This window comes from Erythrobacter aurantius (assembly GCF_023823125.1).
GTDB lineage: Bacteria > Pseudomonadota > Alphaproteobacteria > Sphingomonadales > Sphingomonadaceae > Erythrobacter > Erythrobacter aurantius.
On the sequence record NZ_CP090949.1, the window covers coordinates 599,366 to 624,988 of the forward strand.

Consider the following 25,623-nt stretch of genomic DNA (forward strand, 5'->3'; position numbering starts at 1 on the left):
TTCACGCCGCGCGCGAGCGCTTGAGCGCCGCGGTGGCGAGATCGGGCCCGCGATTGAGCATCGGCTGGAGGGAAAGCGATGCATCCGCGAGTTGCTGCAACGTCAGCGGATGGTTGAACTGCATCCCGAACAGTCGCCCGTCCTGCCACCGCACCTCGCCCAGCCTTTGCGGCAGCCCGAGAGCTTCGAAGCTGAGGATCGTGCCGCAGGGGTGGATCGCATCGCTTTCAAAGCGGGCACCCTCGCGCGAAAGATCCCTCAATGCCACCTTGGCGCGACGCTGACCGTCGGTGATCACGGCGGGAGCCGAAAGTGTCAGCCTGACGGGGCGGCAACCATGCGGGGCATCCTCGTTCAGGAACTCCGTCAGATCGATGCCATTGCCGAAGCGGTACCCGGCCTGTTCGCGCCCGGCCCAGACCCGTTCGATCGGGTAAGTGAGGCCGTTGGTCAGCTGCAACAGGATCCGCGTTTCGCGCGGAGCTTCGTGCAGGAATTTGAGGCTGAGGCCGATTTCCGAAAGCTCGCGGATCAGGCAAAGATATTCGCCCGCCTCGCAGATCACCTTCGCCGTGCGCAGCAGCGTTGCCTTGCGCCGCGACGGGTTGGCATCAGCCTTTGCGTCTTTCGTACTTGCTTGAACTCCTGGCGACATGACGACCTTCGCACCTCTCAAACATGATTGATGCTGTGTAACCCATTGAGGTTAATGAGCTGTCAACACTATCGCCTGTGAAAGCGCGGCCTCAGGCGACGGCAGTTGCCTCGATTTCGATCATGATATCGGGATGGTAAAGCGCCTGAACCCCCAGCAGCGTGCTGGCAATGGTCGCCCCGGCCCCGATGTGATGCGCGGTGATGGCTTCGGCCTGTTCCATGAATCCGGCGACATCGGTGGTGTAGAAATTGAGCCGCACGAAATTGCTCGCATCCATTCCCGCCGAAGCGAGCGCGTCCATAAGGCACTGCCATGCGGAGGCATATTGCGCGACGAGATCGCCCGGATGGAGCGGTGCGCCATCGGCATCGGATGCGGTTTGCCCCGAAAGATAGAGCGTGCGCGTCGCGCCGCTGACTTCGACCCCGTGGTGCAGCCCGAAATGCTGCAGCCACGGCGTCGGATTGTGTGTTTTCTTGTCCATTGCTGTTCCCCCCAGATGCAGCAGGTATCAGTACATGTGTTGGCCGCCGTTGATGCTCATGGTCGATCCGGTCATGAAACCGCCGTTCTCCGATGTGAGGAAAGCGACGCCGCGGGCGATCTCCTCCGCCATGCCGAGGCGGCCTACAGGGATCTTGGCGACGATCTTTTCCAGCACCGGCTCCGGCACGGCGGCGACCATGTCGGTGTCGATGTAACCGGGCGCGATTGCGTTGACGGTCACGCCGAATTTGGCGCCTTCCTGCGCCAGCGCCTTGGTGAAGCCGTGGATGCCGGACTTGGCAGCGGCGTAGTTGACCTGCCCGTATTGCCCCGCCTGCCCGTTGATCGAGCCGATGTTGACGATCCTGCCCCAGCCGCGCTCGCGCATGCCGGGAAAGGTCGCCTTGGCCATGTTGAAACAGCCACCCAGATTGACGCGCATCACGTCGTTCCAGTCGTCAAAGCTCATCTTGTGCAAAGTGCCGTCGCGGGTGATGCCGGCGTTGTTGACGACGATTTCGACCGGGCCGAATTCGGCTTCGACAGCGGCGCAACCGTCAAGGCAGGCCTGATGATCGCCGACGTCCCACTTGCGTGAGGGGATGCCGGTTTCATCGGAAAAGGCGCGGGCCTTGTCCTCGTTGCCGGCATAGTTGGCGATGACTGTGTGTCCTTGGCGTTGCAGACGCTTGCAGATCGCTTCCCCGATACCGCGCGTTCCACCTGTGACGATTGCTACCCGGCCCATGAATCCCTCCCAGTTGCTATGCGCCGAGAGTAGCGTTGCCGTTAGGGCAAGCAACAAAAAACCCCGCCGAAGCGAGGTCTTTATCACCAAAGTCGTATGCGACGACCTGCGCCGTGTCAGAAGCGGATTTGCGTGCCGACGTAGACGGCCTGGCTGTCCTGCACTGAGTTGGTGAGCGGCGCGAGGCGATCCCGCTCTTGCGAGTAGCGCACGCCCGCGGTCACATCGAGATTGGGCGAGAGCCGGAAGCTGCCGCCTACGCCCACGGTCTGCGACCTTGCATCGAGAGTGTTGGGCGAACGGCCGGCGATGGTTTCATCCTCAAGCTCGACCAGCGGCTGAAGCCGGCTGGGCTTGTCTTCGCGTGTCGGGCGTGAAGGCTCGAACTCGGCGAGATCGGGCATCGAAAGGTTGCGCAGGTTATCGGGCAAGGTCGATGCCGCCTGAGTCCGCGCGAAGCTTTGATAGCCGCGCGCCGTGCCGAGGTTGAAGCGGGTGGCCTGCAGCCCGGCAATACCGGCGGCCTTGCCCGGAGCAGGCTCAAGCGCCTTGCGGACCGAGATGGCTTGTGCGGCCTCGTCGTCGATGCGCACGGCGACGGTAACAAGCCGTTCGTTGCGGATCGCATTGGCGCCAGCAGGCGTGAACCGGATGCCGCGCTCACGCGCTTTTTCCGCAACGCGCGCGGCCAATTCCGGATCGATCGAGGCCGGGGTGAAAAGATCGTAGGCCGCCGCCGCACGCGGGCCTTCACCCGCGGTGATGCCGACAACGGCAAGTCCGGCAGACGGCACGCCGAGCAACAGCGCGGCAGCAATGCCAAGCAGCGGCAGCTTGCGCTGCTTCATCGCCGTCTTGTCCATCCCGCTAGCCATTTCAAACTGTACCTTCGTCCCAAACTTGCGACGGATCCAAGCATAAGAATCCTGAACCGTCGCTGAGCATAACTGCCAGAGACTCGCCTGTCCCGCATTACGCTACGCCTGTGATAGGTTTGTGACTGCCAAAGTTGCAATATTTTCCACAGGCAACGGGCCGCTTCCCGGAAGGACTGTTGCGCAGACCACACAACCTCACCCTTTGATCTGAGGGAGTTCAGCCGCCATACAGGCACGCAAATGGTAGGAAGGTGGCCGGAAGGCGAAGCCATCGGGCTGGTGCGGGGGCTCAATACGCTTGCCGCTGTGCCCCGGCCCGTTATAGAGCCTTCCAAGGACACAAGCGAGGGACATTACCGCAGTGACAAGCGCCAAGACCGCACTTTCGAACACGACACGCATCGCAGGCCTTGCTGCTGCGCTTGGGCTGCTGGCTGCCTGTGGCGGCAACGAACGCCCGACCACCGAACTGCAGGCCGCGCAGATCAACACCATCGGCGTCAACGCCTATCTGTGGCGCGGCGCGCTCGAAACGCTGAGCTTCGCGCCGCTGCTTTCCGCTGACAGTGCGGGCGGGGTCATCATCACCGACTGGTACGCCAACCCCAGCAACCCCAACGAACGGGTCAAGGTGACGGTGACGATCCTCGATCAGGATCTGCGCGCCGACGCGCTGCGGGTTTCGGCCAGCCGTCAGGTTGCTCAGGGCGGCGGCTGGGTGGATGCGCCGGTGCAGGCCGCAACCGTGCAGAAGCTTGAGGACATCATCCTCACCCGCGCACGCGATCTGCGTCGCAAGGCTATCGCCGGATAAGCCTTTCCCTTTGCGTTGGCGCTTCGGCGCATTAGCGAGCTTGTCATGACTGACACCCGATTCGATCCGTCCCAATCCGACGGGCGCTGGCAGCGCGCGTGGGAAGAGGCCGGCACCTTCACCGCCGATTCGAACAGCGAAAAGCCCAAGAGCTACGTGCTGGAGATGTTCCCCTATCCTTCGGGGCGCATCCACATGGGTCATGTGCGCAATTACACCATGGGTGACGTGCTGGCGCGCTACAAGAAGATGCGCGGGCACGAAGTGCTGCACCCGATGGGCTGGGACGCCTTCGGCATGCCCGCCGAAAACGCGGCGATGGAAAAGAAGGTGCATCCAGGCGCCTGGACCCGCTCCAATATCGAGGCGATGAAGGCGCAATTGAAGCGCATCGGCTTCGCGCTCGACTGGACGCGTGAATTCGCGACCTGCGATCCCGAATATTACGGCCACGAACAGGCGCTGTTCCTCGACATGTATGCCGCCGGGCTGGTCTATCGCAAATCGTCCGAGGTCAACTGGGACCCGGTCGACATGACGGTGCTGGCCAATGAGCAGGTGATTGACGGCAAGGGCTGGCGATCAGGTGCCGAGGTCGAGAAGCGCAAGCTTGACCAGTGGTTCCTCAAGATCACCGATTTCGCCGAAGACCTGCTCGACGGGCTGGGAGAGCTCGAGCACTGGCCCGAAAAGGTCAAGCTGATGCAGGAAAACTGGATCGGCAAGTCGTCGGGTCTGGAATTCAGTTTCGATCTTTCGAACGGAGAGACGCTGCCGGTCTACACCACCCGGCCCGATACGATCTTTGGCGCGAGTTTCTGCGCCATCGCCGCCGATCACCCGATCGCGCAAGGGCTGGCCGACGATCCGGCCGTCGCCGCGTTCATCGAGGAATGCAAGAAGGGCGGCACCACCGCCGCCGCACTCGAAACCGCGGAAAAGCTTGGCTATCGCACCGATATCACTGCACGGCATCCCTTCACCGGGGCGGCCATGCCCGTCTTCATCGCCAATTTTGTGCTGATGGATTACGGCACCGGCGCGGTGATGGGCGTGCCGGGGCATGACCAGCGCGACTTCGAATTCGCGACCAAGTACGAACTGCCGATCGCCCGCGTAGTGGCGAAGGATGCGAGCCAGGCCGACGCGCCGATGGGCGGAGAAGCCGAACCCGGCGACGGCGTGATCGTCAATTCGGATTTCCTTGACGGGATGATCGTCGAAGACGCCAAGGCCGCAGTCATCGCCCGCGCCGAACAGGGCGGCTGGGGCAAGGGCACGACGGTTTGGCGCCTGCGCGACTGGGGCATTTCGCGTCAGCGTTACTGGGGCACGCCGATCCCCTTCATCCATTGCGATGCCTGCGGCATCGTCCCGGTGCCCAAGGATCAATTGCCCGTCACCCTGCCCGATGATGTCGATTTCGACACGCCGGGCAATCCGCTGGAACGGCACCCGACGTGGAAGCATGTCGATTGCCCGAAGTGCGGTGCAAAGGCGCGGCGCGAAACCGACACGCTCGACACTTTCACCAACAGCTCATGGTATTTCCTGCGTTTCGCATCGCAGCCGGCAGACAAGCCGTTCGACCCGGAGGAAATCGCCAAGTGGATGCCGGTGGAGCATTACATCGGCGGGATCGAGCACGCGATCCTGCACCTGCTCTACGCCCGGTTCTGGACCCGTGCGCTTGCGCATATCGGCAAGCTGGAGGTGAAAGAGCCTTTCGCCTCGCTGTTCACGCAAGGCATGGTGACGCATGAAACCTATGGCCGCACGGTGGACGACAAACCCGTTTGGTATTCGCCCGAGGAAATCGAGCGCACTTCCAGTGGCGCGACGCTCAAGTCTGATGGTGCGCCGGTCGAAATCGGCCGCGTCATCAAGATGTCGAAGTCGAAGAAGAACACGGTCGATCCCGACAACATCATCGCCAATTACGGTGCGGATGCGGTGCGCTGGTTCATGCTGTCCGACAGCCCGCCCGAACGCGACCTGCCGTGGTCCGAAGCGGGGATCGAGGGCTGCTGGCGTTTCGTCCAGCGGCTGTGGCGGCTGTTCGGCCAGATCGACGATGCGGCGACGGGTGAGGACAAGGACCTCGCGCGCAAGGCACATCAGGCGATTGTCGCTGTCGCCAGCGATATCGAGGCGCTGTCCTTCAACAAGGCGGTGGCGCGGATTTACGAATTGACCGGGGCCGCCGAAAAGGCCGCACCTTCGCAGAGCCGCAATTTCGCGATCCGCACGATCCTGCACCTGATCGCGCCGATGATGCCGCATCTGGCGGAGGAAGCGTATTCGCGGCTTGGCGCAGATGCCCTCATCGCCGATGCCGCCTGGCCCGATCATGATCCGGCGATGCTGGTGGAAGACGAGGTCACCATCGCGGTGCAGCACATGGGCAAACTGCGCGACACGCTGAAGGCGCCCAAGGGATCGTCGAAAGAAGATCTCGAGGCGCTTGCGCTCGCCAGCGAGAACGTCCAGCGTTCGATCAACGGAGCAGACATTCGCAAGGTGATCGTGGTGCCCGACAGGCTGGTGAACATCGTAACGTGATGCGGCGCGGGGCCATCCTTCTCGCGCTGTGCGCGCTGCCCGCAATTTCCGCCTGCGGATTGCAGCCGATGTATGCGGGCGGGGCGAGTTCGGGCGTCGCGCAGGGGCTTGCCGCTGTGGACGTTCCGCCAATTCCGGGCCGGGATGGCTGGCTGGTGCGCAACGCGCTGCGCGACAGGCTCGGTGTGGCCAATGCCGGACAAGGCGATGCCACGCCGCGTTATCGGCTCGACGTCCGGCTGGACGATGCGCTGGAAGCCTTGGGCGTACTCAACGACGACACGATCAGCCGTGAACGCCGCATCCTGCGTTCGCGCTATCAGCTCATCGATCTGGCGACGGGAGAGATCCTGCTTGATGCGACTGCGGGATCGGATGCGGGGATCGACGTGGTTTCCTCGGAATATGCGACCATTGCCGCAGAACAGCGCGCGCTGGAAAACCTTGCGCAGGATGTTGCCGACCGGATGGCGACCCGCATTGCGCTCGTCCTGAGAGAGCGCGAGCGCGCGGGCGGCGCGCAGTGATGGCCCGATGAAGGGCAAGCATTCCGAATTCCTCCGCGGGGTGCCGCGCTCGGCTTCGCAGGCCACGATCTTCTTCTTTTGCGGGCCGGATGAAGCCGGGGCCTCTGCCGCCGCGACCAAGGTGATCGAGGCGCTGCCCGATCCCGGTGAGCGGGTCGAACTGTCGGGCGCGGATCTCAAGCGCGATCCGGCCTTGCTCGGGGACGAAGCGCGTTCGGGGTCGTTGTTCGGCGATGCGCGGCACATTCTGGTGCGGGCCAGCGGTGACGAGGCGCATGACGCGGTTCAGGCCCTGATCGATACCGGTGAAGCTGGCGCGGGGAAGGCGGCCCCGGTCATCATCGTCGCCACTTCCGCCACGGACAAGGCGCGCACCGCCAAACTCCTCGAGAAACGCCAGGACGCGCTGGTGGTGATGTTCTACCAGCCCGATCTGTCGAGTGTGGCGGCTTCGGTGCGGACCATGGCGGATGGTGCCGGCCTGCGACTGGGCGGCGATCTTGCCGAGAGGATCGCGCGGGCAGCGGGCCTTGATGTCCGGCTGGCGCAGTCGGAAGTCGACAAGCTGGCGCTTTACATGGATGCCTCGCCGCAGGCGCCGCGTAATGTCTCGCCCGAAGATTACGCGGAAATCGGCGCGGCCACCGAAGAGGACGGTTTCGGCCCGGTGGTTAATGCCGTGTTGGGGGGCGAGCTGGGCAAGCTGCCGGTTGAATTGAAGCGTGTGCGCGAGCTTGGCCTCAATCCTGTCGGGCTGGTGCTGGCGCTCGAACGGCGAGCGACCCAGCTTGTCCAGATCAGCGCGAAAATCGGCCCGCGCGGTTCGCTCGACAATCTCGGCAAGGGTGAAAAGGCGCAGCTTCGCATCTTCTGGAAGGAAGAGCGCGAAATCAGGCAACAACTGGGAGCATGGCAACCCCGCAAGCTGGATCGTCTGGTGTCCCGTCTTGTTGCATTGCACCGAAGTCTGCTCGCCAACAGTCAGGCGGCGGAGCTGCTGCTGGTGCAGGATCTGGCGGAAATCGCCCGTTTCGCCGCCAAGCGGTAGCATTTTCGGACAGCTTTTCATTTCGCATTCGCAAAATTACGTACTTGTGCGTATAGGCTTAACGAAGAATAAGGGGTTTCTCTTAAGGAGCGTTCCGGGGGGAGCGCGAGGCTGAATGAACAAGATTTCCGGCACGCTGCTTGAGGCAGCGAACTCAGAGCAGGTCGAATACAGGATAGCGCCCTCTCTCGAGCGGCGGCGCCTGCGCGCTTATATCCTGCTGCTGTTGCTGGATGCCTTGCTGCTGCATGGTGCATTTGCTCTCGTCGGGCAGGTGTACGAAGGCCAATGGTGGCACGAGCGCAATATGCTTGCAGTGCAAACCATGCTGCCTCTCTTCTTCACCATCGCGCTCTACAACCAGACCTACAGCGGACGCTCGCTCGCCGATTGGCTCTATGGTGCGCGTCAGGCACTGGTGGCGCTTGTCATTTCGGCGGCATTGCTCAACTTCGTAGCATTCTACACCAAGTCCAACGCCCAATTCTCGCGCGTGTCGGTGACGTTGGGATTGATCATGGCTGCGGTCGCCCTTGTGGCCCTGCGCCGCCTTGTGCCGGTAGTAATCGAAAAGTTCTGGGGCGGCCGCACCATGAACCGTCTGATCATTGACGATGGCGGCCCTGATTTCACGCTCCATAAGGCGATCTCCATTTCCGCACAGCAATATGATCTCGATCCGACCAGCCACGATCCCTTCATGCTGGATCGGCTCGGACGGTTGCTGCAGAATCAGGACAAGGTCGTCGTCAGCTGCCCCAGCGAGCGGCGGCAGGCATGGGCGTTCCTGCTCAAATCGGCCGGGGTCTATGGCGAGATCGTGAGCGAACCCGCACACCAACTCGGGGCGACGGATGTGCACCGTTACGAAGGACAGGGGCGCACGACCCTGGTGGTTTCAACCGGGCCGCTCGGCCTGCGTTCGCGCATTTCCAAGCGCCTGTTCGACATCACCATCGCGGGCGGTGCGCTGGTCGCGCTTTCGCCGGTGCTGCTGATTGTCGCGGCGCTGATCAAGCTCGAAGATGGCGGGCCGGTGCTGTTCGTCCAGCGGCGGCTTGGCCGGGGCAACCAATTCTTCGACATGCTGAAATTCCGTTCGATGCGGGTCGAGCAGAACGATGCCAATGGCGATCGCTCGACCGGACGCGAGGATGACCGGTTCACCAGAATCGGAGCATTCATTCGCAAGACTTCGATCGACGAGCTGCCGCAGCTGATCAACGTCCTGCGCGGGGACATGTCGATCGTCGGCCCGCGCCCGCATGCCTTGGGCAGCCGTGCGAACAGCAAGCTGTTCTGGGAAGTGGATGCGCAATACTGGCGCCGTCATTGCCTCAAGCCGGGGCTGACCGGTCTGGCTCAGGTGCGCGGCCATCGCGGTGCGACTGAGCAGGAGAAAGACCTGACCGACCGCTTGCAGTCCGATCTCGAGTATATCTCAGGCTGGTCGCTGCGCCGCGATATCGCGATTGTGTTCCAGACCATCTGGGTGCTGCGGCACGACAACGCTTATTAGTGTTTCGAAGGCGCATCCGCGCCTTCATCTTCGGTGCTATTGTTCGCTGAGCTCACGCACCTGCGGGGCGGCCACTCGGCCTTGCGGCCCTTCGGGCCGTTGGAGCGCGAAAACCATGATTTGGATTGGCCCTGCGCGAAACAAGGTTTCCAATCAATCCTGCGGGACGGTGAAGGTGCCGGTGACCCTGCCGCTGTTGCCTGCCTCACCGGCAACGCCCGCGCCTGATCGCCCGTCCACGCTCGACAATCCGCTGTCGAGATCGATCACCAGTCGCCCGCCATTTAGAGTGTCGCTTCCCCGGCGCAATTCGACATTCCCGGCCATGGTGATCACCCTGCGGCCGAAGTCATAGACCGCGATATCGCCGCTCGCGCGTTCGTTCCCGCGAGTGACGACAACCCCGCCATTGGCCGTAATCCGGGTCACATCGAGCGAGCCGTCATCGGTGTATTGCGCCAGCATCCGGTTGGAACGGACCGTCAGCGCACCCTGATTGATCGTCACGCCGCCGGTCAGCACGACGCGGTTGGCCCTGTCATCGAGCGCGATATTACCCGCATCGAAGGAAACCGGCGCCTTGGTGTCATGGCGGGCGATGGCCTGCGCCCCCGCCCCGCTTACCCCGGCGAGCGCGCTCGCCAGCACAAATCCTCCGACTGCCCAGGCAATCGCCACCCGGCCCAGCTGGCCATTCTTTCTTGCCATCATCACGGCATCCTCAACTGCCCCGGCACCATTGTCAGCCGGGCATTGCCATTCAATTCGAGCGTGCGAGCATCGATATCCGCGCGCATGGTATCAGCGGCGAAAGTCCCCGCAGGAACGGCCCCCGCCACGCCATCATCCCCGCGCATCATGCGGGTTTCAAGATCGAAGGACACGCCACTTGCCGTAAGCGAGTAGCCATCGGCCGTGCGCACGAGGATCGACCCGTCAACCGTCACGACCTCTTCGTTGATGTCGTAGACGCCGCCGGGCGCAGACAATCGCGCCGGGCCGTCGTTCAGCAGAAGTTGCGCGAGCAGGTCCTTCATCCGCACCAGCCCTTCGCTGCTCGATCTCTGCACGGCTTCGCCCGCAGTGATCGAGAACGGACGGCCGGTGTCGTCCCGCCCGCGGTACATCGCATTGTCGACGCTCAGCCGCTCGTCGATCACCGCCACTTTCGTCCGGTCGAGCAGGAAGCTGACTTCACCGCGCGGCGATAGCGGGGTGATCACCATCAAGGCCGCGACGACCCCGACGCCCATCGGCAGGGCGCGCGCAAGAAACCCGACCAGCCGATCATGGCTGCCGCCCGGCGCGGCGAAGTGCTGCCTCCGGGAGCGCAGGGCCTTGGCCTCGCTGGTTTCGATGCGCCGCTTGATCACCATGGGGATCGCCTAGGATGTGTATCCTTCATTGTGGCTGAATATGTCGCGGTTGTCCCATCCGGCAATATCCAGCTGCGCGCGCGCCGGAAGGAAGTCGAAACAGGCCTGCGCCAGCTCCATCCGCCCTTCGCGTTCCAGCCGCACGATCAACTCGTCACGCAGCCGGTGGAGATACCGCACGTCGGAGGCCGCGTATTCGCGCTGCGCCTCGCTCAGGACAGGGCCGCCCCAATCGCTCGACTGCTGCTGTTTCGACAGGCTTTCGCCCAGCAATTCCTCGGTCAGGTTCTTGAGCCCGTGGCGATCGGTGTAGGTGCGCACCAGCTTGCTCGCGATCTTGGTGCAGAACACCGGCGCGGCCATCACACCGAGATAGTACTGGATCGCGGCGAGATCGAAGCGTGCGAAGTGATACAGCTTCAACCGGCTTTCATCCGCCAGCAGCGCGGTGAGATTGGGTGCTTCGTAATCACTCCCCGGCGAAAAACGCACAAGATGTTCGTCGCCCGAACCGTCGCTGATCTGGACGACGCAAAGCCGGTCGCGCGGGGTGATGAGGCCCATGGTCTCGGTATCGACGGCCAGCGGGCCGGTTCCTTCGAGCACGCCTGCGGGCAGGTCTTCTTCATGAAAATGCACTGTCATGGCCGGGACGCTTACGCGGATTGGGGATAGAGGGGAAGAGGCGTCTCGCCCAGCGGGCGCGCGGGCGTGTAGCCTTGCCGCATCATGGCAACCGAAGACATCCCCGAAAGCTGGCGCGACGCGCTCGATCCGGTGCTTTCGACACCCGAAGCGCGCAAGCTGGGCGGTTGGCTGAGGGCGGAGGAAGACGCGGGCAAGGCGATCTACCCGCCGCGCGGGCAGCGGCTTGCGGCTCTCGCCAGAACGCCGCTCCCCGCGGTGCGGGTCGTGATCCTCGGGCAAGACCCCTATCACGGACCCGGCCAGGCGCATGGCCTGAGCTTTTCGGTGCAGGACGGGGTCAAACAGCCGCCCTCGCTCGTCAACATCTTCAAGGAGCTGGAGAGCGATCTGGGCATCCCGCGCCCTGCCACCGGCAATCTGTCGCGCTGGGCCGATCAGGGCGTGCTGCTGCTCAACAACACGTTGACGGTGGAGGCCGGGCAGGCGGGCAGCCATGCGGGGCGCGGCTGGGATGCGATCACCGACGCCTGCGTGCAGGCGGTGGTGGACCGGGGTGAGCCGACCGTTTTCATCCTGTGGGGCAGCCATGCGAAGAAGAAGGCAGGGCGCGTTCGCGGACTTGGCTCAGGCGATCACCACCTTGTCCTTGCCAGCGCGCACCCCAGCCCGCTGTCGGCGCACAACGGCTTTTTCGGATCGCGCCCTTTCAGTCAGACCAACGCCTTCCTCGAAGCGCATGGGCGCAAAGCCATCGAATGGTCGCTCTAAGCTCCCGTAGCGACGCCGATCAGAAATTCATGAACAGGTTGACGTTGGCTACGTGATCGATCCGGTCAGGGCCGTTCCGGACGACATACTGGTTAAGGTAACTCGGTACCACTTCGATGCCTTGCGCCAGCGGAACCGAAATCCCTGCGAAATTGCGCCATACGCTGAGGCCACCGCGCTGGAACTGCGTTTCGTTGAGCTCGATGAAGGGCTCTGAATAGGCGACCAGCTTGTTGTTTTCGCTGATCGGAACGCGCAGCTGCACGAAATTACGCAGGCGCCATGATGTGCTGTCGCCTTCCTCAAAGGTGCGCTGTTCCAGACGGGTGCGCGAATCCAGCGTCACCCCGCCATCGGTGCGGATCAGCCGGACGTTCAGCTCTTGATAAAAACGGTGCTCGTTCAGCTCCACCGGGCCAACGGGATCGGTGAGGATATAGGCATAGCCGCCGCCAATGCTGACATCCTTGTTGATGCGATATCCCACAAGCCCGCGCAGCAGAAGCTGGCCCAGCCGATCGACATCGTTGGTGAAACGCTCCTGCGCCTCGGCGCGCACGAACCAGTCCTTGTCCTCGTCGATATCGACGGTGATGAACTGGCCGGTCCAGATGTTGAAGTCCTCTTCATTCGCAGCGGCAGGGGTGGCCACCGAAATCGAGAGGGCAAAGGCAAGCGGAGCGGTGATTCTGATGCGCATGGGTCGGGGCAACGGTCTTTCGTGGGATCGGGCGAAAAAATGCGGGCGGCACCGGTGGGATGCCGCCCGCTCTCCCGGAGTTGCTGGTCCTGGAGAAACCCTCGGGGCGAGGGGGGGAAGCTTAGTTGGCGGCAGCGACCTGTGTGGCCGGCTGGAACGGAACCGAGCTGTGGTGGGTGTTGATCTTCAGCTTGCCATCTGCGCCGCGGACATAGCCAAAGGTGTATTCGACCTTGGTCACGCTGCCGTCGGGGCCGGTGAAGAAGTAGTTGCCCATGGCGATGGCATTGTCGTCATCGGTCACGATGCCTTCGTTCTCGAAGCGGACATTGGTCCAGCCCTTGATTGCGAAGCCGGTGTCTTCGGCACGCATGCCACGCACGAAATAGCTCAGCGCTTCGTCATAGGTGCCGCGGAACTGGTCTTCGGCAGCCAGCGTCGGTTTGAACAGCACCATCGAATTGCCATAGTTGTAGAGCGTGTCGAGGTGCTGGCGGGCGCGGGCTTCGTAGTCGCCGCCCTGGGTGTAAACGGCGCTGATGTCGACGATGCCCTGGCCCCATTCGGCCTGTGCGGCTTCGACTTCTTCGGTGGTGATGGGCATGCCGCCCTGTGCGAGGGCCGGAACGGCCAGCACGCTGGCAGTGGCAAATGCGATGGCTGCGGTGAGCGAGGTTTTCATCGGTTGTTCTCCTGCTGGCCGGGCAGATCACGATATCGCCGGCTGGTGGTCTGGAGATTAGGGGGTGGATTACTTGGACAAATCAGCCGCTTGGCAGGCCTCGCGGCCTAGGCCGAATGGCCTATGCAGTTTCTCGCGCTATCCCTAGAAAGAGAATATGGCGAACGACCTGCCCGTGCTTCCCTCCGATACGGAAACCATCGCTGAGCTGCGCGAATTGTACCGCGCGGCAGAGGCGCGTGCGGCCCGGATGCGGCTGCTGTCGGTATCGGGACGCGAACTCGCCGAAGCCACGCCGGAGACGCTGGAGCCGATCCTTGCGAAATGCGCGGAGCGGCTGGCGTTCTTCCTCGGGCGGCGCACGGCGATGATCCTGCCGGTGGATGCGGAAGGCGGAATGCCGATCAATGCGCCGGGATCGACCGGCGCGCCGCTGGCCCGGATCGCAATCGACAGCTTGCGCTCAATCCGCGAGATCGACGATCCCGAGGATCGCGAGACCGTGCGGATGGAACTCGACCTGATGGGCACCACCATCGATCGCATCCGCCGCGAGCAGGAGCGCGCGCAACTGCTCGACACCCTGCAACAGCGCGAGAAAAGCCTCGAATTCGTGGTCGAGCGACTGGTGAGCGTGCAGGAAGAGGAGCGGCGGCGTGTCTCGCATGAATTGCACGACGGGGTCGCTCAGACCGCGACAGCGCTGGTGCGGGTGCTCGAAAGCGCCGAAGGTGGCCAGCCTGGCGAACTGCGCCCGGCAGAGATAGCGCGCGGGCTGGTGGCCGAATTGCGCCGCGTGATTGCCGGGTTGCGGCCGACCCTGCTCGACGATCTGGGCTTTGTGCCGGCGCTGCGATCTCTGTGCGAGGCGTTGGAGGCGGACGGGTATGATGTGTCGGTGCGGATCGAAACCGGGGCTGCGCGCCATTCGACAGCGATTGAAACCGCGCTGTTCCGCGTCGCGCAGGAGGCCTTTGCCAATATCCGCAAACATGCGGGCGGACCATGCCGGGTGGAGGTCGATGCGCTGCTTTCGCCCGATGCACCGCGCCGGGTGCTGCGGATTGCTGATCACGGTCACGGACCCAGCGCCCAGACCCGCAAGGCGCAGCCGGGCGCGGGGCTCAATCTCGGAATCGAGGTGATGCGCGAGCGCATGGCGGCGATTGGCGGAAGGCTCGACTGGCGGGCGGGCGAACCGCAAGGCGTCGTTGTCGAAGCATGGCTGGCGCAAGGCTGATCGCGCGCATGACTTCTCCACGCATCCTGATCGTCGATGATCACCAGCTCGCCCGCGAGGGGTTGAGCGCAGTGCTGTCGCAAGGCGGCTATGACGTGGTCGGACTTGCGGCGAGCGGGGAGGAGGCAATCGAACTGGCCGCCCGGCTTGCGCCCGATATCGTGTTGATGGACGTGCGGCTGGGCGATGGGATCGACGGGCTGGAGGCGACCCGGCGGGTCGTCGCGCAAGGCCTGCCAAGCCGGGTGATCATGCTGACCCTCCACGAAACCCCCGCTTAAGTGCGTGAGGCTCTGTCGGCGGGTGCAGCGGGCTATGTGCTGAAAGAAGCCGCGCTCGAAGAACTGCGCGGCGCGATCGATCAGGTGATGGCGGGCCATTCCGCGCTGCCGATTGAGCTCCTGAATGCGGCTATGCGCGGCAACGCCCCGACACCGCGCCGCGAAACGCTCGACCAGATACTCACCCGGCGCGAGCTCGAAGTGGTCGAACGCATTGCTTTGGGGCTGACCAACAAGCAGATCGCGCGCGAACTCGACATCAGCCCGGCGACGGTAAAGGTCCATGTCGAACGGCTGATCGGAAAACTGGGTGTCGCCGACCGCACGCAGGCGGCGGTGCTGGCGGTGCAACTCGGGGCCGGAGGGCAATGACGCGCATGACCGGACGCAACTCCAACCGTCCCGCGATCCCGTTGCTACGGTTCTGGACCGACCGCCCGCTCGCTTACAAAGGGCTGGTGGTGATCGCCCTGCCGCTGGCGATCCTGCTGGGCTCGCTGGTTTCGCTCTACCTCGCCAGCACCGCCGAATCCCGCGCTGAGGACGATGTCCGCCGCGCCTTCGCGATCCAGCGCGATACCTATCAGGTGCACGCCCTGCTGGCCGAAGCCGCCGCCGGAGTGCGCGGCTATGCGCTGACCCGCGAAGGCCAGTTTCTCGACAATTACCGCCAGGCCGAAGCGGAAATTCCGGTGACGATGGAACGACTCGACATCGCTATCGAAGACCAGATCGTGCGCGGCCATTTCGAAGATCTGCGCCGGGTCGTCGCGCAGAAACGCGATGGCTTGCGCGCGACAGTTGAACTGGCGGAGGCGTCAACCACGATCAGCGCGGCAGACCTTGAAGCGGCCTTGGCCGAGAACAAAGCCGCACTCGACACCGTGCGGACCGAGATCGAAAACGTGCAGCGCCGCGAAGCCGTGGTGCTCGACGAACGCCGCCTACTCGTGGAAGAGGTGCGTTCGGGCTTCCTTGCGCTCACCACGATCAGCGCCATCGTCGGCCTGCTCGGCAGCCTTGCCGGCGTGTATCTGTTCTCCACCGGGATCGTGCGGCGCGTGAACAAGCTTGAAGGTGACGCCGAACGGCTTGCCCGTGGCGAGCGGCTGGTCGAACAACCTGAGGAAGCCGACGAAATCGGTCGCCTGACACAGCGGCTCGTCGGGGCCAGCGCCCTGCTTCGCGCGCGCGAGGACGACTTGCGCGCAAGCGAGGAACGCTTCCGCCTGATCATCGAACGCGTGCGCGATTACGGCATCTTCACGCTCGACACCGGCGGTGTGGTGACCAGCTGGAACCTCGGCGCGGAACGGATCAAGGGGTGGCAGACCGAAGAGATTCTCGGCCAGCATTTCAGCAAGTTCTATCCCGAAGAAACCCACGACTATCTGCCGAGCGCCATGCTTGAACGGGCGCGCGCCGAGGGTGCTGCCGAGGACGAGGGCTGGCGCGTGCGCAAGGACGGGTCGCGCTTCTGGGCCAACGTTGTCATCACCGCCCTGCGCGATGAGGCGGGCCAGCTGCGCGGGTTTGCCAAGGTCACCCGCGACATGACCGAACGTCGCCGCAGCGAGGAAGCCCTGCGCCTCGCGCGTGAGGAAGCCGAAGCCGCCAACCGCGCAAAAAGCGAATTCCTGTCGCGCACCAGCCACGAATTGCGCACTCCGCTCAACGCCATCCTCGGCTTTGGCCAATTGCTTGAGATCGACGAGGATGACTTTTCCGAGGAACATCGCGAGGCGATCGGACAGATCACCAAATCGGGTCGCCACCTTCTCGCCCTGATCAACGATCTGCTCGACATTTCCAGCATCGAGGCGGGCGGGGCCGACCTCCAGATCGACACTTTCGAGATTTCGGAATTGCTGGAGGAAGTCCACCGTCTTGCCGCGCCGATCGTGGCGAGTGCGGGGCTGGATTTTGAGCTGCAAGACCCCTCCTCACCCATCAGCGTGCGGGCCGACCGGCGGCGGGTGACACAGGTGACGCTCAACCTGATCGGCAATGCCGCCAAGTACAATCGCGAGGGCACCTATGTCCGGCTGGTTGCGCGCAACACCGATCAAGGGGTGGAAATCGCGGTCGAGGATGACGGGCCTGGCATGGAGGAGACGCATATCCCGCGCCTGTTTACCGCGTTCGACCGGCTCGGCCAGCAGAAACGCGGCAAGATCGAAGGGACCGGCCTTGGCCTTGCCCTGTCCAAGAGTCTGGTTGAATCGATGGGCGGCACGATCTGGTACGAAGCTATGGAGAACGGATCGCGCTTCTGTTTCCGGCTCCCCGATGCCGCCGCTTCCGATGATCAATCCGCAGCAGTCCAAGGGGCCAAGTGATGAAACGACTGGTCAGCAGCAGCGAAGTTCTGGCGTGCCGCATCCTCGCCATAGACGACGAGGAAGCCAACGTCATGCTGTTGCGCAGCGTGCTTCAGCGCGAAGGCTACACCGATGTGCACTGCCTGACCGATCCGACAGAGGCGCTGGCTGCCTATATCGACCTTCAGCCAGATATCGTGCTGCTTGACCTGATGATGCCCGAAATCGACGGGTTCCAGCTGCTCGAAGCGTTCGGGCGGCATGACAAGCCCGACGAGTTCCGCCCGGTGCTGGTGCTGACGGCGGACACCACGATTCAGGCGCGGCGCAAGGCGCTGGCTCTGGGGGCAAAGGATTTCGTTTCAAAGCCCTTCGACGTGATCGAAGTGGGCTTGAGAATATCGAACCTGCTGGAAACGCGGCTGCTGTATCAGCGCCTGCACGGGTAAGTCCCCGCGCAAGCGCCGGATACGGTTCAGAACACCGTCGTCAGGCGCGCGCCCACGGTGACGCCGGTATCGCGAAAGGCCACCGCGCTATCGACCACCTGCACATTCGCCGTCAGCCCGACGCTGTCGAAGATCTGGTGGGTGTAGAACGCCTCAACGCCCGTCTCGTCCTCGATCCCGAGGCGGAAGGCGATGTCGTCGACCAGTTCGTCGGTCAGCGAATACTGGAAATAGGCGAGGCCAAAGCGGTCTTGCGGACGGAAGCGCGGATTGCCTGAAATCCCGAAATAGCCCGAATAATCGAGGAAGGTGGGATCCCCCATCGACGCCTGAAAGCGTGCGAGGATGCCCCAGCCCTTGCCGCGGGCTTCGGGATAGAGCTTCACGAACTGGTAATAGGAAAGCTGCATCGCCAGCTCGCCGCTTTCATTGCCGAACGTGCCGAACGGCTGCGGCGGCGGGGTGAGCGCACGCGGCAGGATGTCCTGCGCGAAGCTGTCACGGGTCGAACCGACGATGGCGAGGTTCACGATCCCCGGCTTGTTGTCGATGCTGACGCGGCGGGCGGCCGCTGCCATGAAGGCGACCCCGCTTTCGAACGCGGTCTCAAATCCCGTGCGCTGATACTGGCTGTCCGGGTCGAACACCCATGCGCGGTAGATCATCTTGCCCTTGGGCACGGTCAGCATCGCGCCGGTCAGCGTGTTTGGCACAACCGCTGTGGGAGGCAGGGCAATGCCGAGGTTCTGGAACCCGAAATGCCCATCGCTCGCCACGATCGGCAGAGCGCCCGATGTGTCGAGCAGGTTCATCTTGCCCACTTCCAGCGTCGCGCCCGAATTCCATTTCCACAGCAGGCTGGCGGACAGGTCGAAATCGCCCGAATTTTCCGGACGGAACAGCGCGGTGTTGCCGGGGATCAGCCCGACCTGGCCATTGCTGTCCTGGCCCCATGTGTATTCCGGGCGCAGCTTGATCGTGAGATTGGACGGGCCGCCGTAGACGCTCGAATTGACTTCGATATAGCCATCGATCCGGCCCGAATATCGCGCCAGACTGCGCGCATCGCCGCTTACGGGGACATCCACGAATTGCGAAGCGACCACCCGCACGTCGAGCGGCTTTGGCGCCGGGCGTGCCGGCGGGGCTGCCGCCGGTGCGGAGGATTGTGCCAATGCCAGCGCCGGTGTGTTGACGGTGGTAAGCGCGCCCAGCGTCTCGACCTGCCGCACAACCCGCTGATCGGCGATGATGATGGTGTCGTTCTGCGCGGCTGCGAGTTCGAATGTTTCCGGAGTAATTTCCGTCCCGGCGGCGTTTTCTGCCATGGCCGGAGCTGCAAATGCGATGATCAGCGCGCTTGCTGCGCAGCGGAACTTAAATGATGACACGACCCTCTAATCCCTGTTCCCGTCATGAAGCTTCTGCCGGCTTTTCACGACTATCGTCCAACGTTCCTCGCGCCCGTTCGACCACCCGGACTCTGACAAGTCAAGCCGAGGGGAGCAAACGCGGGCGGAGCGATCTATCAAGATCGCTTGGAAGCTATTGTATTGGAACGACAAGTTCACCCATTTTGCAGGGTTTTGTTAACCGTTTCAGAAGTTTCGGGTGATCAGCGCGGCAATTCTGTCACACCCATCAGCGCCTCGTCCACGGAGCGCGCGCATTGGCGCCCTTCGCGGATTGCCCACACGACGAGGCTCTGCCCGCGCCGCATGTCGCCGCAGGCAAAGACATTCTCGACGCTGGTGGTATAACTGTCGGTGTCGGCATCGACATTGCCGCGCGTGGTCAGTTCCACCCCGGCCTGTTCGAGCAGTCCGGCCTTTTTCGGCCCGACAAAACCCATCGCCAGCAGGATCAGGTCCGCCTTGATCGTGAATTCGCTGCCTACGATTTCGCGCATCTGGCCATCGACCCATTCGACCCGGGCGCATTCGAGCCCGGTCACGGTTTCGCCGTCACCGATCACGCGCTTGGTCAGCACGGCCCAGTCGCGCTCGACGCCCTCCTGGTGGCTGGAGGACGTGCGCAGCTTCAGCGGCCAGTCGGGCCAGGTCAGCGCCTTGTCTTCCTTTTCCGGGGGCTTGGGCATGATTTCGAGCTGGGTGACGCTGGCCGCACCCTGACGGTTGGAGGTGCCGACGCAGTCCGATCCGGTGTCCCCCCCGCCGATCACCACGACGTGCTTGCCAGTCGCCTTCAGCGTGCCGCGCGGGGCGGCGCGTTCCTCGGCATCGCCCGCCACACGCTTGTTCTGCTGGGTCAGGAATTCCATCGCAAGGCGCACACCCGGCATTTCCGCACCGGGGATAGCGAGCGGCCGCGCGTCTTCCGCGCCGCCTGCCAGCACCACCGCATCAAAGTTTTCCTGCAGGCTCTTGAACGAGATGTCGACGCCCACTTCCTTGCTGGTGCGGAATTCGACGCCTTCGGCTTCCATCTGGACACAGCGGCGGTTGATCAGGTGCTTTTCCATCTTGAAGTCGGGGATGCCGTAACGCAGCAGCCCGCCGACCCGATCGGACTTTTCGAACACGGTGACGCTGTGCCCAGCGCGCGCCAGTTGTTGCGCGCAAGCGAGCCCTGCCGGGCCGGAGCCGACCACGGCGACCGATTTGCCGGTCTTCTTTTCGGGCACTTGCGGCGTGACCCAGCCTTCGTTCCATCCGCGATCGATGATCGCGCATTCGATGCTCTTGATCGTCACCGGCTGGTCGATGATGTTGAGCGTGCAGCTCGCCTCGCACGGGGCGGGGCAGATGCGGCCCGTGAATTCGGGGAAGTTGTTCGTGCTGTGCAGCAGGTCGAGCGCGTTCTTCCAGTCCTGCTCGTAAACCAGATGGTTCCAGTCAGGGATCAGATTGTTCACCGGGCAGCCGTTGTGGCAGTAGGGAATGCCGCAATCCATGCAGCGCGAAGCCTGCGACGAAAGCGTCGCGTCATCCGGCTGGATGACGAATTCCCGGTAATTGTTCAGCCGTTCCTTCGGATCGAGATAGTCGCGTTCGCGCCGATCCAGCTCGAGAAATCCGGTGTCCTTGCCCATGTCGTTCGTCTCGTTCCTGAAGTCTTATTCCGCGGCCACGCTGGCGGCTTCGAGGCGTTCCGCCTGAAGCGCTTCGAGCGCCCGCTTGTAATCGCGCGGCATCACCTTGACGAATTTGCCAAGGGTCGCGTCCCAATCCGCCAGCATTGCGCCAGCCACGGCGCTGCCGGTGTGCAGCTGGTGCCGTTCGACAAGGATGCGCAGACGCTCGGCGTCGTGGCGCAGCATGTCACCCATGCCCATGTCATTGACCGAGCGAGTGCGCTGCTGCGGGCGGCCTGCGCCTTCCTCCGCGTCAATCTCGGCGGAAACCGGCACCAGATCGACCTGGGCGTCATTGACGAGATTGGTGAATTCGCCATCGGGATCATAGACATAGGCGACCCCGCCGCTCATCCCTGCGGCAAAGTTGCGCCCGGTCTTGCCCAGTACAACCACGACGCCGCCGGTCATGTATTCGCAGGCGTGATCGCCCGCGCCTTCGACCACGGCAATCGCGCCGGAATTGCGCACGGCAAAGCGTTCCCCGGCAACCCCGCAGAAATAGGCTTCACCCGCGATGGCGCCATACAGCACCGTGTTGCCGACGATGATATTGGCATCCGAAGCGCGCGCCACCCCTTCGGGCGGACGAACGATGATGCGGCCGCCGGACAGCCCCTTGCCGACATAGTCATTGGCATCGCCGACCAGATCGAGCGTCACCCCATGTGCCAGCCAAGCGCCAAAGCTCTGCCCGGCAACGCCGGCAAGGTTCACCCGGATCGTGTCCGCCGGAAGCCCTTCGTGGCCATGCGCCTTGGCGATTTCGCCCGAAAGCATCGCGCCCACGGTGCGATTGACGTTGCGGATCTCGTAATTTAGCTCGACCGGGGTCTTGGCCGTGATCGCTTCGCGCGCGTCGGCGATAAGCGCATTGTCCATCGCCGCTTCGAGCCCGTGATCCTGCACCTGAGTGTTACGCAGCGGAGCACCGTCGCGCAGCTTGGGCATGTGCAGCAGGCGCGACAGGTCGATGCCGCGAGCCTTCCAGTGGCGATGCATCCGGGTCATGTCGAGCCGATCGACCCGGCCCACCATTTCCTCGACCTTGCGGAAGCCCATTTCGGCCATGATCTGGCGCAGTTCCTCGGCCACGAAGAACATGTAGTTGACGACATGTTCGGGCTGGCCGGTGAAACGCGCGCGCAGCACCGGGTCCTGCGTGGCGACACCCACAGGGCAGGTGTTGAGATGGCACTTGCGCATCATGATGCAGCCGGCCGCGATCAGCGGTGCGGTGGCAAAGCCGAATTCATCCGCACCCAGCAGCGCGCCGATGGCAACGTCACGCCCTGTGCGAAGGCCGCCATCGACCTGCACCGCGATACGGCTGCGCAGATCGTTGAGCAGCAGCGTCTGCTGGGTTTCGGCAAGCCCGATTTCCCATGGAGAGCCCGCATGGGTCAGCGAAGTCAGTGGCGACGCGCCCGTGCCGCCGTCATAGCCGGAAATGGTGACATGATCCGCGCGCGCCTTTGAAACGCCCGCCGCGACGGTGCCGACGCCCACTTCGGACACCAGTTTCACCGAGATGCGCGCCCCGGTGTTCACATTCTTGAGATCGTGGATCAGCTGCGCGAGGTCTTCGATCGAATAGATGTCGTGGTGCGGCGGCGGCGAAATCAGGCCGACACCCGGGGTCGAATGGCGCACTGCGCCGATGCGCTTGTCGACCTTGTGACCGGGCAGCTGACCGCCTTCGCCGGGCTTCGCACCCTGCGCCATCTTGATCTGGATGTCGTCGGAATTGACGAGATATTCGGTGGTGACGCCAAACCGGCCGCTTGCGACCTGCTTGATCTTCGAACGCATCGAATCGCCATTGTCGAGCGGCTTGAACCGGAATGGTTCTTCTCCGCCTTCTCCGGTGTTCGAGCGCCCGCCGATGCGGTTCATCGCCACGGCCAGCGTCGAATGCGCTTCGTGGCTGATCGAACCAAAGCTCATCGCCCCGGTGGAGAAGCGCTTCACGATCTCGCTTGCCGGTTCGACTTCCTCCAGCGGAATCGGCGTTTCGGCCTTCTTCAGCTCCATCAACCCGCGAATCGTCAGCAGGCGCTCGGACTGCTCGTTAACCGATTTGGCGAATTCTTCGTAATTCGCGTGGTTGTTGCCGCGCACCGCGTGCTGCAATTGCGCGACGTTCTGCGGGGTCCATGCGTGTTCCTCGCCGCGCAGGCGATATTGGTAGATGCCGCCGACATCGAGCATGCCCTTGTACAGCGGATTGTCGCCATAGGCCTGAGCGTGACGACGCACGCTTTCCTCTGCCACCTGTTCCAGTCCGACGCCTTCGATGGTGGTCGCCGTGCCGGTGAAATACTTCTCGACGAATTCGGTAGAAAGGCCGACCGCGTCGAAAATCTGCGCGCCGCAATAGGACTGGTAGGTCGAAATGCCCATCTTGGACATGACCTTGCGGATGCCCTTGCCGATCGCCTTGATGTAGTTCTTCTGCACCTCCTTGGCGGTCAGATCCGAATGCTTGCGGACGCGGATGTCCTCCAGCGTCTCGAACGCGACATAGGGGTTGATCGCCTCCGCGCCGTAACCCGCAAGCACGCAGAAATGGTGCACCTCGCGCGCTTCGCCGGTTTCGACGACCAGCCCGGTCTGCATCCGCAGGCCCTGCCGCACCAGATGGTGGTGCACCGCAGCCGTCGCCAGCAATGCGGGCATGGGCACGCGGTCTTCGCTCTGGGCGCGGTCTGAGAGGACGAGGATGTTCTGGTCCTGCAGCACAGCCTCGGTCGCGGCCCAGCACATCTCTTTCAGCGCCAGTTCGATCCCTTCGACGCCCGCACTGGCATCCCAGGTGATGTCGATGGTGGAGCAACGGAACGCACCGTCGAGCCCCGCCTCGACCGAGCGGATCTTCGCCAGGTCCTCATTGGTGAGGATCGGCTGTTCGACTTCGAGCCGCTTGTGCGTCCCGGCCTCGTGACCCAGCAGATTGGGGCGCGGGCCGATCATCGAAAGCAGGCTCATCACCAGTTCTTCGCGGATCGGATCGATCGGCGGGTTGGTGACCTGTGCGAAGTTCTGCTTGAAGTAATCGTAGAGCAGCCGCGCGCGGTTCGACAGCACCGCAATCGGCGTGTCGGTGCCCATCGAGCCGACCGGATCGTCGCCATTGGTCGCCATCGGTTCAAGGAAACGGCTGATGTCTTCCTGCGTGTATCCGAAAGCCTGCTGCCGTTGCAGCAGTGTCGTCGAATGTTCAGGAACGTGGGACAGTTCCGGCTCGATCTCGCTGATGTCGGAAAGCTTGTACTGCGCCTGTTCGAGCCACTTGTCGAAGGGCTCGGAATTGGCGAGTTCGGCCTTCAGCTCCTCATCCTCGATGATCCGGCCTTCCTCAAGGTCGATCAGCAGCATCTTGCCCGGCTGGAGGCGCCATTTGCGCACGATGTCCTCTTCGGCAAAGGGCAGAACGCCGCTTTCCGAAGCGAGGCAGACGATGTCGTCCTTGGTCACGCAGAAACGCGCGGGACGCAGGCCGTTGCGGTCAAGCGTCGCGCCGATCTGGCGGCCGTCGGTGAAGCACACCGCCGCCGGGCCGTCCCATGGCTCCATCAGCGCGGCGTGGTATTCGTAGAATGCGCGCCGCTTGGGATCCATCAGATCATTGCTTTCCCACGCTTCGGGGATCAGCATCATCATCGCGTGGGCAAGGCTGTATCCGCCCGCCAGCAGCAGTTCGAGCGCGTTGTCGAGGCAGGCGGTGTCGGATTGGCCGTGCGGGATGATCGGCCACATCTTGTCGAGATCGGGGCCGAGCAGGTCGCTTTCCATCGTGCGGCGGCGCGCGTTCATCCAGTTCACATTGCCGCGCACCGTGTTGATTTCGCCATTGTGGGCGATGAAGCGGAACGGGTGCGCCAGCCGCCAGCTGGGGAAGGTGTTGGTGGAAAACCGCTGGTGCACAAGGCCGAAGGCGGAGACGCATTCGGGATCGCGCAGGTCGTCGTAGAAACTCTTGACCTGCGTTGCCAGCAGCAGCCCCTTGTAGACGATGGTGCGGCTGGAAACGCTGGGCATGTAAGTGTCGGTCAGGCTCGGCAGGCCGTGCTTTTCCGCGAGCTTGGCCAGCGGGTTGAGCGACTGCTTGCGGATCGCCAGCAGCTTGCGCTCGAACGCGTCCTGATCAGCGCAGTTCGGCCCGCGGGCAACGATGCCCATCTGGATCACCGGCATGGAGGCGATCACCGCATCGCCGAGGCCCTCGAGCGTGGTCGGCACGTTGCGCCAGCCGATGAAACGCTGGCCTTCCTTGGCAGTGAACTTCTCGAACTGTTCCGCCACGAAATCGCGGGCTTCGTCGTCCTGCGGCATGAAGCACATGGCGACGGCATATTCGCCCGGCTGCGGGAGATCGTGGCCGTTTTCGTCCGCCCAGCGCCTGATCAGCGCGTCGGGAATCTGCATCAACAGGCCTGCGCCATCGCCCAGCAGGGGATCGGCGCCAACGGCACCGCGATGATCGAGCTTTCCGAGAATCTCTAGCGATTGCTCGATGATCGAATGGCTGCGCACGCCCTTGATGTGCGCGACCATGCCCACACCGCAGGCGTCATGTTCGTTGGCGGGGTCGTAAAGACCCTGGGAATTGGGATATCCCATGGCAAAGTTCCGTCCTGTCAGATGCCGATGCGGGGTGAAGCGGCCATCGGGCTCACCTCGCAAAGGCGCAAATGTCGAGCGCACCCTGCATGGAGCAGGGCCGCGCATCTGTTCGCGCCCCCTATTGCAGACGGATCAGGCATATTGCAACCGCGAAGAACGAATTATTGTTTCGCCATGCAGTAGCTGGGCTTTATTTTG

23 protein-coding genes are annotated in these 25,623 nt (G+C 63.3%); 11 read left to right on the top strand and 12 right to left on the bottom strand.

What is annotated here, in order from left to right; translation table 11 throughout:
* Position 1 precedes the first annotated feature (1 nt).
* The 4 genes from L1K66_RS03020 to L1K66_RS03035 form a co-directional block, all read right to left on the bottom strand.
* Entirely contained in the window at positions 2 to 655 is a 654-nt protein-coding gene (locus L1K66_RS03020) for a PilZ domain-containing protein (RefSeq protein ID WP_252259558.1), read from the bottom strand.
* A 91-nt stretch (positions 656 to 746) separates the two neighbouring features.
* Positions 747 to 1,142, bottom strand: coding sequence for a RidA family protein (locus L1K66_RS03025; RefSeq protein ID WP_252259559.1), 396 nt, complete (start codon positions 1,140 to 1,142; stop codon positions 747 to 749).
* Between the two features lie 27 nt (positions 1,143 to 1,169).
* On the bottom strand, positions 1,170 to 1,892 hold the full coding sequence (phbB, locus tag L1K66_RS03030; protein ID WP_034956287.1) for an acetoacetyl-CoA reductase: 723 nt from the start codon (positions 1,890 to 1,892) through the stop codon (positions 1,170 to 1,172).
* Positions 1,893 to 2,008: 116 nt separating this feature from the next.
* Entirely contained in the window at positions 2,009 to 2,767 is a 759-nt protein-coding gene (locus L1K66_RS03035) for a hypothetical protein (RefSeq protein ID WP_252259560.1), read from the bottom strand.
* Between the two features lie 364 nt (positions 2,768 to 3,131).
* Between L1K66_RS03035 and L1K66_RS03040 the strand changes: the two genes are divergently transcribed.
* The 5 genes from L1K66_RS03040 to L1K66_RS03060 all read left to right on the top strand — a co-directional run bounded on the left by L1K66_RS03040 (position 3,132) and on the right by L1K66_RS03060 (position 9,240).
* A complete protein-coding gene (locus tag L1K66_RS03040; RefSeq protein WP_051700314.1) occupies positions 3,132 to 3,584 on the top strand; it encodes a DUF3576 domain-containing protein in 453 nt (150 codons plus the stop codon).
* A gap of 45 nt (positions 3,585 to 3,629) precedes the next feature.
* Complete coding sequence (gene leuS, locus L1K66_RS03045; RefSeq protein ID WP_252259561.1) at positions 3,630 to 6,146, top strand: leucine--tRNA ligase; 2,517 nt, start codon at positions 3,630 to 3,632, stop codon at positions 6,144 to 6,146.
* Complete coding sequence (lptE, locus tag L1K66_RS03050; protein WP_252260576.1) at positions 6,146 to 6,673, top strand: LPS assembly lipoprotein LptE; 528 nt, start codon at positions 6,146 to 6,148, stop codon at positions 6,671 to 6,673. The genes leuS and lptE overlap by 1 nt, the downstream gene beginning before the upstream one ends.
* A 7-nt stretch (positions 6,674 to 6,680) precedes the next feature.
* A complete protein-coding gene (gene holA, locus L1K66_RS03055; RefSeq protein ID WP_252259562.1) occupies positions 6,681 to 7,721 on the top strand; it encodes a DNA polymerase III subunit delta in 1,041 nt (346 codons plus the stop codon).
* A 115-nt stretch (positions 7,722 to 7,836) separates the two neighbouring features.
* On the top strand, positions 7,837 to 9,240 hold the full coding sequence (locus L1K66_RS03060) for an exopolysaccharide biosynthesis polyprenyl glycosylphosphotransferase (protein WP_252259563.1): 1,404 nt from the start codon (positions 7,837 to 7,839) through the stop codon (positions 9,238 to 9,240).
* A 153-nt stretch (positions 9,241 to 9,393) separates the two neighbouring features.
* Here L1K66_RS03060 and L1K66_RS03065 read toward each other — a convergent pair whose 3' ends face one another.
* The 3 genes from L1K66_RS03065 to L1K66_RS03075 are packed head-to-tail and all read right to left on the bottom strand — an operon-like array spanning position 9,394 to position 11,261.
* Positions 9,394 to 9,951, bottom strand: coding sequence for an LptA/OstA family protein (locus L1K66_RS03065; RefSeq protein ID WP_252259564.1), 558 nt, complete (start codon positions 9,949 to 9,951; stop codon positions 9,394 to 9,396).
* Positions 9,951 to 10,616, bottom strand: coding sequence for an LPS export ABC transporter periplasmic protein LptC (gene lptC / locus L1K66_RS03070; RefSeq protein ID WP_034956280.1), 666 nt, complete (start codon positions 10,614 to 10,616; stop codon positions 9,951 to 9,953). Before lptC ends, L1K66_RS03065 begins: the two co-directional genes overlap by 1 nt.
* 9 nt (positions 10,617 to 10,625) lie before the next feature.
* Positions 10,626 to 11,261 (bottom strand): ribonuclease D, encoded by a 636-nt coding sequence (locus tag L1K66_RS03075; protein ID WP_034956279.1) that lies wholly within the window; start codon positions 11,259 to 11,261, stop codon positions 10,626 to 10,628.
* 84 nt (positions 11,262 to 11,345) lie between these two features.
* Here L1K66_RS03075 and ung point away from each other — a divergent pair, with 84 nt between their 5' ends.
* Positions 11,346 to 12,032, top strand: coding sequence for a uracil-DNA glycosylase (gene ung / locus L1K66_RS03080; protein ID WP_252259565.1), 687 nt, complete (start codon positions 11,346 to 11,348; stop codon positions 12,030 to 12,032).
* 19 nt (positions 12,033 to 12,051) lie between these two features.
* Here the strand turns inward: ung and L1K66_RS03085 are convergent, their stop codons facing one another.
* The gene (locus L1K66_RS03085; protein WP_252259566.1) at positions 12,052 to 12,732 is read right to left on the bottom strand and encodes a DUF2490 domain-containing protein; all 681 of its coding nucleotides are present in this window, start codon (positions 12,730 to 12,732) and stop codon (positions 12,052 to 12,054) included.
* A gap of 121 nt (positions 12,733 to 12,853) precedes the next feature.
* The gene (locus tag L1K66_RS03090; protein WP_252259567.1) at positions 12,854 to 13,414 is read right to left on the bottom strand and encodes a phosphoribosyl-AMP cyclohydrolase; all 561 of its coding nucleotides are present in this window, start codon (positions 13,412 to 13,414) and stop codon (positions 12,854 to 12,856) included.
* A 157-nt stretch (positions 13,415 to 13,571) separates the two neighbouring features.
* Between L1K66_RS03090 and L1K66_RS03095 the strand changes: the two genes are divergently transcribed.
* Genes L1K66_RS03095 through L1K66_RS03115 form a run of 5 tightly spaced genes read left to right on the top strand, consistent with a single transcriptional unit; the run spans position 13,572 to position 17,705 of the window.
* Positions 13,572 to 14,654, top strand: coding sequence for a sensor histidine kinase (locus L1K66_RS03095; protein WP_252259568.1), 1,083 nt, complete (start codon positions 13,572 to 13,574; stop codon positions 14,652 to 14,654).
* A gap of 8 nt (positions 14,655 to 14,662) precedes the next feature.
* On the top strand, positions 14,663 to 14,935 hold the full coding sequence (locus tag L1K66_RS03100) for a response regulator (protein WP_252259569.1): 273 nt from the start codon (positions 14,663 to 14,665) through the stop codon (positions 14,933 to 14,935).
* The gene (locus L1K66_RS03105; RefSeq protein WP_252259570.1) at positions 14,936 to 15,307 is read left to right on the top strand and encodes a LuxR C-terminal-related transcriptional regulator; all 372 of its coding nucleotides are present in this window, start codon (positions 14,936 to 14,938) and stop codon (positions 15,305 to 15,307) included.
* Positions 15,308 to 15,312: 5 nt separating this feature from the next.
* Entirely contained in the window at positions 15,313 to 17,274 is a 1,962-nt protein-coding gene (locus tag L1K66_RS03110) for a sensor histidine kinase (protein ID WP_252259571.1), read from the top strand.
* A complete protein-coding gene (locus tag L1K66_RS03115; protein WP_034956274.1) occupies positions 17,274 to 17,705 on the top strand; it encodes a response regulator in 432 nt (143 codons plus the stop codon). Before L1K66_RS03110 ends, L1K66_RS03115 begins: the two co-directional genes overlap by 1 nt.
* Before the next feature lie 26 nt (positions 17,706 to 17,731).
* Here the strand turns inward: L1K66_RS03115 and L1K66_RS03120 are convergent, their stop codons facing one another.
* The 3 genes from L1K66_RS03120 to gltB all read right to left on the bottom strand — a co-directional run bounded on the left by L1K66_RS03120 (position 17,732) and on the right by gltB (position 25,422).
* Positions 17,732 to 19,096: a carbohydrate porin gene (locus L1K66_RS03120; protein WP_252259572.1), complete on the bottom strand. Its 1,365-nt coding sequence runs from the start codon at positions 19,094 to 19,096 to the stop codon at positions 17,732 to 17,734.
* A 224-nt stretch (positions 19,097 to 19,320) separates the two neighbouring features.
* Positions 19,321 to 20,757: a glutamate synthase subunit beta gene (locus tag L1K66_RS03125; RefSeq protein WP_252259573.1), complete on the bottom strand. Its 1,437-nt coding sequence runs from the start codon at positions 20,755 to 20,757 to the stop codon at positions 19,321 to 19,323.
* Positions 20,758 to 20,781: 24 nt separating this feature from the next.
* On the bottom strand, positions 20,782 to 25,422 hold the full coding sequence (gene gltB / locus L1K66_RS03130) for a glutamate synthase large subunit (RefSeq protein ID WP_252259574.1): 4,641 nt from the start codon (positions 25,420 to 25,422) through the stop codon (positions 20,782 to 20,784).
* Positions 25,423 to 25,623 lie beyond the last annotated feature (201 nt).

Coding starts and splice junctions, on each gene's coding strand:
- leuS (WP_252259561.1), top strand. CDS start 3,630: ATGACTGACACCCGATTCGATCCGTCCCAATCCGACGGGCGCTGGCAG.
- L1K66_RS03110 (WP_252259571.1), top strand. CDS start 15,313: ATGACCGGACGCAACTCCAACCGTCCCGCGATCCCGTTGCTACGGTTC.
- L1K66_RS03090 (WP_252259567.1), bottom strand. CDS start 13,414: ATGAAAACCTCGCTCACCGCAGCCATCGCATTTGCCACTGCCAGCGTG.
- holA (WP_252259562.1), top strand. CDS start 6,681: ATGAAGGGCAAGCATTCCGAATTCCTCCGCGGGGTGCCGCGCTCGGCT.
- L1K66_RS03020 (WP_252259558.1), bottom strand. CDS start 655: ATGTCGCCAGGAGTTCAAGCAAGTACGAAAGACGCAAAGGCTGATGCC.
- L1K66_RS03095 (WP_252259568.1), top strand. CDS start 13,572: ATGGCGAACGACCTGCCCGTGCTTCCCTCCGATACGGAAACCATCGCT.
- L1K66_RS03025 (WP_252259559.1), bottom strand. CDS start 1,142: ATGGACAAGAAAACACACAATCCGACGCCGTGGCTGCAGCATTTCGGG.
- L1K66_RS03075 (WP_034956279.1), bottom strand. CDS start 11,261: ATGACAGTGCATTTTCATGAAGAAGACCTGCCCGCAGGCGTGCTCGAA.
- L1K66_RS03035 (WP_252259560.1), bottom strand. CDS start 2,767: ATGGCTAGCGGGATGGACAAGACGGCGATGAAGCAGCGCAAGCTGCCG.
- gltB (WP_252259574.1), bottom strand. CDS start 25,422: ATGGGATATCCCAATTCCCAGGGTCTTTACGACCCCGCCAACGAACAT.
- lptC (WP_034956280.1), bottom strand. CDS start 10,616: ATGGTGATCAAGCGGCGCATCGAAACCAGCGAGGCCAAGGCCCTGCGC.
- phbB (WP_034956287.1), bottom strand. CDS start 1,892: ATGGGCCGGGTAGCAATCGTCACAGGTGGAACGCGCGGTATCGGGGAA.
- ung (WP_252259565.1), top strand. CDS start 11,346: ATGGCAACCGAAGACATCCCCGAAAGCTGGCGCGACGCGCTCGATCCG.
- L1K66_RS03065 (WP_252259564.1), bottom strand. CDS start 9,951: ATGATGGCAAGAAAGAATGGCCAGCTGGGCCGGGTGGCGATTGCCTGG.
- L1K66_RS03060 (WP_252259563.1), top strand. CDS start 7,837: ATGAACAAGATTTCCGGCACGCTGCTTGAGGCAGCGAACTCAGAGCAG.
- L1K66_RS03115 (WP_034956274.1), top strand. CDS start 17,274: ATGAAACGACTGGTCAGCAGCAGCGAAGTTCTGGCGTGCCGCATCCTC.
- L1K66_RS03100 (WP_252259569.1), top strand. CDS start 14,663: ATGACTTCTCCACGCATCCTGATCGTCGATGATCACCAGCTCGCCCGC.
- L1K66_RS03125 (WP_252259573.1), bottom strand. CDS start 20,757: ATGGGCAAGGACACCGGATTTCTCGAGCTGGATCGGCGCGAACGCGAC.
- L1K66_RS03085 (WP_252259566.1), bottom strand. CDS start 12,732: ATGCGCATCAGAATCACCGCTCCGCTTGCCTTTGCCCTCTCGATTTCG.
- lptE (WP_252260576.1), top strand. CDS start 6,146: ATGCGGCGCGGGGCCATCCTTCTCGCGCTGTGCGCGCTGCCCGCAATT.